This is a genomic window from Lactobacillus mulieris, assembly GCF_007095465.1.
Lineage (GTDB): Bacteria > Bacillota > Bacilli > Lactobacillales > Lactobacillaceae > Lactobacillus > Lactobacillus mulieris.
Map to the genome: position 1 here is coordinate 1 of NZ_SDGL01000022.1, position 6,204 is coordinate 6,204.

The 6,204-nt window shown below is 32.6% G+C and carries 8 protein-coding genes; 6 read left to right on the forward strand and 2 right to left on the reverse strand.

All coding sequences use genetic code 11. The annotated features are described in order from the left end of the window. Positions 1–56 precede the first annotated feature (56 nt). Positions 57–1,175 carry an SLC13 family permease gene (locus tag ETI37_RS07470; RefSeq protein WP_143458507.1) on the reverse strand — a complete coding sequence of 373 codons (1,119 nt, stop codon included), beginning with the start codon at positions 1,173–1,175 and terminating at the stop codon, positions 57–59. Between the two features lie 186 nt (positions 1,176–1,361). On the opposite strand from ETI37_RS07470, the gene ETI37_RS07475 reads away from it, so the two are divergent. From ETI37_RS07475 to ETI37_RS07485, 4 genes are all read left to right on the forward strand, one after another. After that, positions 1,362–1,763: an iron-sulfur cluster biosynthesis family protein gene (locus ETI37_RS07475; RefSeq protein WP_006586125.1), complete on the forward strand. Its 402-nt coding sequence runs from the start codon at positions 1,362–1,364 to the stop codon at positions 1,761–1,763. A gap of 296 nt (positions 1,764–2,059) precedes the next feature. Continuing rightward, positions 2,060–2,194, forward strand: coding sequence for a hypothetical protein (locus ETI37_RS07985; protein WP_006586126.1), 135 nt, complete (start codon positions 2,060–2,062; stop codon positions 2,192–2,194). A gap of 145 nt (positions 2,195–2,339) precedes the next feature. After that, positions 2,340–2,981 (forward strand): YfbR-like 5'-deoxynucleotidase, encoded by a 642-nt coding sequence (locus tag ETI37_RS07480; RefSeq protein WP_006586127.1) that lies wholly within the window; start codon positions 2,340–2,342, stop codon positions 2,979–2,981. Continuing rightward, entirely contained in the window at positions 2,981–3,895 is a 915-nt protein-coding gene (locus tag ETI37_RS07485) for an HNH endonuclease (RefSeq protein WP_006586128.1), read from the forward strand. Before ETI37_RS07480 ends, ETI37_RS07485 begins: the two co-directional genes overlap by 1 nt. A 63-nt stretch (positions 3,896–3,958) precedes the next feature. Here the strand turns inward: ETI37_RS07485 and ETI37_RS07490 are convergent, their stop codons facing one another. After that, positions 3,959–4,843, reverse strand: coding sequence for an alpha/beta hydrolase (locus tag ETI37_RS07490; protein ID WP_006586129.1), 885 nt, complete (start codon positions 4,841–4,843; stop codon positions 3,959–3,961). A gap of 169 nt (positions 4,844–5,012) precedes the next feature. On the opposite strand from ETI37_RS07490, the gene ETI37_RS07495 reads away from it, so the two are divergent. Together ETI37_RS07495 and ETI37_RS07500 are read left to right on the forward strand one after the other, a co-directional pair. Then, positions 5,013–5,690, forward strand: a complete 678-nt coding sequence (locus ETI37_RS07495) for a GntR family transcriptional regulator (RefSeq protein ID WP_244285222.1) — start codon at positions 5,013–5,015, stop codon at positions 5,688–5,690. A 221-nt stretch (positions 5,691–5,911) separates the two neighbouring features. Next, positions 5,912–6,157 carry a PfkB family carbohydrate kinase gene (locus ETI37_RS07500; protein WP_244285223.1) on the forward strand — a complete coding sequence of 82 codons (246 nt, stop codon included), beginning with the start codon at positions 5,912–5,914 and terminating at the stop codon, positions 6,155–6,157. Positions 6,158–6,204 lie beyond the last annotated feature (47 nt).

A 6,204-nucleotide genomic window follows, 5' to 3' on the forward strand; every position in this document is an offset into this window, starting at 1 on the left:
TTACTATTTACAAGTCGAGTCTAACAAGATTGGACTTTTTTATTAACTAAAACGATTTAACTAGCACCACGCGTATTGAAATAAATAATTAACCAACCAACAATTGTTAAAATTGCCAAACCAGAAAATTGTAAAATGGTCCAATGCTTAAAGAATTTGCTTTTACTTGCGCTGGCATGTTGATTGAATGTTTTTAAAACTAACATATTGGCCATAGAGCCAACAACTGATCCAAAGCCACCAATGTTTGATCCAAGCAATAGTGCCTTAGCAAAATTTGTAAACTTCCCAACTAAAATAGTTGATGGTACATTGCTGATAAATTGACTTGAAATGATTGATGTAAGGTAAGTTGATCCTTCTGAGTAAACAGTCATATGGATTAAACCAACAATTAGTGGAATTTGTTGGATATCACTAATAAAGATAAAGAATAAAGTGAATGTTAACAAAAGGGCATAATCAATTTTAAGATAAATCCGAGGATTAATTAAAAGAGCCAATAAAAGTGCAGCAATCATCGGATAGTAAATAGGAACAATTGAAAATACACCAAAAAAGAAAAAAATGAAGACAGCAGTTGTTAAAATGGTCATTCTCCAGTTAACATGAATATTTTCAGTTTGGTTAACTGGAATATGGTCTTTAGGTAAGAAAAAGCAAGTTGCAATTAAAATCACTAAAGAAACAATCAAATAAGGTGTTGACCATGCAAAAAAGACATCAGCAGGCACATTATAATTGCTAACAATGAAGATATTGTGTGGATTTCCCCATGGAGTAAAAGCTGCTCCAATATTTGCCCCCATACCGATTAAGGTAGCAGGATAAATTTGAGGTAGTTGATATTTTTTTGCAATATTTAAATAGAGGGGAATGAGAGTTAAGACCGTAATGTCGTTACCTAAAAACATACCCGAAAGAACTGATAATAATGTAAAAAGTAAGGTCAACTTACGTGTATTATCAGCTAAACTAGTTAATTTATATGCTAAAATATCTAAAACATGTAAATAAGCATAAATTTGAATTAAACAAAGCATCGCAGTAACAGAATAAAGCGTGTGAAAATTAATATCAGCTATTCTTGGACGCGCAAAAAATAAGCTGATGATTGTAATCACCAGAGAAATTTGAAATATGCGATCTTTAAAAATATTTTTCAAGACGGTCATCTGTGGTCCCCCTCATGCTAATCGCCTAAAAATCACCAAGTTTTATTGTGAGCCTTTTTTGCTAAGTGTGCAATATCTTTAAGCAATTTATTTCCTAATAGTAAGCAAAAAAATTGAATTGGGGGATAAAAAGGTACACTATAGATTATAAGAAGATATAGTTAATGAATATCAGGAGGTTTGTTTATGACTGATAAGACTATTCAAATTACCATTAAAGATGAAGCAAAAGAATTAATAAAAAAGCATGTGAAGCCTGGTCAAGTCGTTATTTTGACATTAGATGATGGTTCAAATAAGTATTCAACACTTGGTGGTACTTGTACAATCGGGGCGGATTTTCAATTAATTGTAACTGATCAAAAGGATCCAGAATATCCAGTAGTTATGGAAAATAATGCTGGGCTAGAAATGTATACTTCTAATAATGAATTAGGATTTTTAACAGATGGTCTGCTATTGAACGCTCGTAACGCCGTTATAAGCTTATATGATAATAGTGGCGTAATTGATGGAGCTGTTGCTGTACGTGAATACACACCACATGAATTAACTGCTGAAGAAGTAAAAAATGGTAAGACTTGTTAATTGGTCTAAATGAATATTACAAGTATTTTACTAAGTATGATTAATTGCTCCGATTTTGGTATAAGCGATATAATAAAGATATAGTTGTTTATCAGAATCGAGGGCAATTATGAATTTAGCAATCTTCCTTTTAGTTGGTATTATCATAATTTTGGGAGCTAATTTTTTGACTAGCACTAAGGTGAGAGAACAGGTTAAGGAATATTTCAGTAGGTTATTTTGAGTAAACTTGAAATCTTAATCTTATATATGTTAAAATTATATAGATTTTCGAAAATCTGAAAGGAAGAATAGACATGTCAAGAAACATTCATACTGGGATTAACCCACACCGTCGTCCTCGTAACGCTGCTAACTCAAAGAAGCGTGTTGCTCACGCAGCAGCAGTTGTAGCATACCTTAACAAGGCTGCTAAGGACGAAAACAAGTAAGAATTTTAATGAAGGCTACTAGAATATTGATTCTAGTGGTCTTTTTTTATAGATTTTTAGTTTCACATATTTGCATTTGATTTTTGATTTTGGTATGATAGTAAAAATTTTTAGTCAATTTTAAGAAAGGGAGGAATTATAAATAATGGGTTTACACGCATATTTACAAGGGTTATCAAGTTTGGAGTCAATTGACAGAGCGCCGGGTTATTTCAAATATCAACATCATTCAGTTGCTGCACACTGCTTTAGAACAGCTGAGTTTGCCCAAATGATGGGAGATATTGAAGAAGTTTATGGTGATCAAGAAGTCAATTGGAAGGCCCTTTATGAAAAGAGTTTAAACCATGACTATACTGAACGTTTTATTGGGGACATTAAGACTCCAGTTAAATACGCAACACCGCAAATGCGTAAATTAGTTGGCGATGTTGAAGAAGCAATGACTAATGAATTCATTAAACATGAAATTCCAGCAGAGTTTCAAGAAATCTACCGTAATCGTTTAAGTGAAGCAAAAGATGATACTTTAGAAGGTAAAATCCTCTCAGTTTGTGATAAGCTAGATTTAATGTATGAAGCATATGGCGAAATTGAATTAGGAAATCCTAATCCAGTTTATATGCAAATGTTCAAAGAAAGCTTAGAAACGATTAAAGAATTTGACGATTTAGCATGTGTTAAATACTTCATCAAAAAGATTTTGCCTGATTTATTTAAAGGCGATTTTGCTGGTGCAGTAAAGATGCAAAAAATCGCTTTTAACATTTTGGTGGAGGAAAACTAGTGAGGTTTCAGTGTGAAAGTTGTGGACTACGTTTAGCTTCTTTTCATTTTAAAGAAAAAGGGTTAATTAATCCCAAATTACGAAGTATTTGTGATATTTGTCTTGAGCGGGGTTTATCGGCTGAAGATTATGCAAATGATGTAATTGCAACTTTTGCACAGGCGCTTTTATATAGTTATGTTGGTCAAAGTGGTGAAGGCAGCCATAATTTTATTGTCAAAAGTCAAAAACAAAGAAAGGCTTATGAAGCTTTTGTGCAAGACTTTGATAGTAATGAAGTAGCTAGCGGGCAAATAGCGCGTAGTGAATTAAACAAAGCAATCATAAAAAGTGAAGATGGCCAACTTGATTTTGTTCCCCAAGCAGGGACTGAATTTAGTAAAAATCTTGTGGGGCTCGGCTTAAAGGTTAATTTTCAACTTAATGAAGTTGATTATATTAATCGTGAAAGAATTCGTGCAAAATATAAATATATTTGCCAATATTGTGGGCGACCTGGCCGCAGTGTGGATCATAAGGATCCCGTTTCCTTGTCGCATAATAATGAATTAGATAATTTAATTTTATCTTGTAGTGAATGCAATCGGATTAAATCAGATATGCCTTATGATTTATTCATGAAGTTGAATAAAGAAGTTGAAAATTTAAATAAAAAATTAGTTCGATATGATGCTAGTTTACGTTCTTTGAAAGAAGAATTTGAACAGCGTAGACGTTATTTAGCAGCTCAAGTACATTTGCGCGGGGTTGTGAATGATCCGGAATTAAATGATATTAGAAAAGCTAATAAGAGACTGCAAGATGCAATTGACAGCTTAGAAAGTGACTATGATGCCATTAGACGCTTGCGAGAAAATCATTTTACTACTGGGTGGAAGTTGGCCTTAGAAGCTAAGAAAGATGATATTGTATAAAAATAGCGAATCCCAAGGTTGGAACTCGCTATTTTTTGTTTTAGAAAATAACTACTAAAAAATTTAAATAAACTGCTTAAACCATTCCATTTCCAAGTGATTACAATTTTGGGCTACATTATCCTTAATATTGCAATGGAAGTCATGTGGTTTAGGATTATCTTCATCACCATATGTATGGAATTCATGTGCTATTTCCTTACCAGTTAAAAAGCCATCAAAGCGAACGGTACAGTCACGCAAAAAATCCTGATTTGATGTGACTAAATAAGTCTTTGGAAAATCTTGCGTAATAAAGTTTTCAGTATGCAAAATTTCATCGTATTTGTGCATAACTTCCTCTGTGAAATAACCTCTCATTGATCCATCTAAAACGTCAGGATAGTTAATAAAGTATGCTCCACAATTCAATGCTGCTGCTTTAATTTTGAAATTAACTTCATTATAGCCAAACTTTTGGCGATATGTGTCATTAGTCATGATAGTTAAATATTGAGCAGCCATTTGAGCTCCAGCACTATCACCAATCATAAAGGTGTTACTTAAGTCTAATTGATAATTACCAGCATTTTTTTCAAGCCAGTGCATTAATAAGTCAATATCATCTATGATACCAGGAAACGCAACTTCGGGACCTAAGCGATAGTTAAAATTAACTACCCCAAAACCTTCTTTTGCTAAAGACATACAGTAGAATTGATACGTTTCTTTAGTACCATAAACCCATCCTCCACCGTGAACTGAAATGATAGTGGGTACCTTGCCACTACGCTGACTAGGTAAATAAATATCTAATAAATTCCATTTAGAATCAGGACCATATGAAAGATTATCGATTCTTTCAACTTCAGGAATATGCGTAGGTAAATCTTTATCTCTTTCATCATCGCCTTTTTTAAAAAGCGCTCTTAAATCATCATAGTTATCTGGACGTGCGAAAGCTGTCATAATTTCCTCCTTGAAAACGCTAACATTTTTAAAGATAGCTTAGCACGTATGGCAAAATATGTCCAATATATATAAACATGTCTAATTATTATAAGCTGCGCTTCATAGATTAAGACTTAGCATAGAAAATATTGTAAAATGAACTTACCACAAAAAAGAAGGGCAAATAATGTATTCTCAAAAGCAACGAAATCTTGATTTAAAGCGAAAACTTCGTTATGTCAAAGTTTATGAAGATATCTATGAAAAAATCAAAACAGGAATATATCCATTAAATTCACAACTTCCAGGAGAAATGGAGCTTGCAAAAGAAATGAATGTTTCGCGAATGACTTTAAGGCAAGCTTTGGCATTTCTTCAAGATGATGGAATTATCAAAACAATTAAGGGAAAAGGCAACTTTGTAATCTTTAATCCAGCTGATTGGTCGAAGGGACTAGAAATCGTTTCTAATCCAGTTCAGAAATGTCTAATGAACAAAATTACTGGCATTGAATTAAATTATCGAATTGAACCTGCAACTAAGTATACTAACGAAATTTTAGGCCGTGATACTGGAATCGTAGTATTTGTTGACCGCTGGTATTTAAGCGAAAAGAAACCTGTTGCTTATTGTTTTTCAACTTTGCCTGGAGATAATATTGCCAAATTAGGGCTCGATTTAAATGATAACGAAGCTCTCAGTGACTTTTTAGAAAATAAAATATATGAACAAGCTAGTCATTCGGAAATTCAATTGGAATTTTCTAAAATGGGTAATGTTCATTCTGTTAGGTATAAGATTTCTGAGGCGGATGCGTTTTATCTTTTGCAGGAAAAATTTATATTGATGGAGAATATCCTGTAATCCACAATAAGTTTTATATGCCTATTAATAATGCGATTCTTAATATTAATGCAACAGAAAAAAGATAAATAAAAAACTGACGCTATTTTTATAACTATATATAAATAATTAAAAAGTATTTCTGCAAAAGAAATACTTTTTTTGTTGCTTTTTTCTTTTGTAAGCGTTTTAATTTAGATGTACAGATAAATTATACATGTACAACAAGAAAGGGATAACTTATGAATATTTGCGTTTTAGGAAGTCTAAATGTTGATTTAATGATTAGTACTGATAGACTTCCCGTCAAAGGTGAAACAGTCCATGGAAATGATGGAGACTACTTACTTGGTGGAAAAGGAGCAAATCAAGCAGTAGCGGCTTCTCGGATGGGTATTGAAACAAATATGATTGGATGTATTGGACAAGATACTTTTGGAGATAAAATTTTAAAATATTTACGCGTGGTGCTAGTTAAATCTTTCTAGACAATAAGCCAAATTATAAGCTAAAATTGCAATTTCCAACCGGCTTT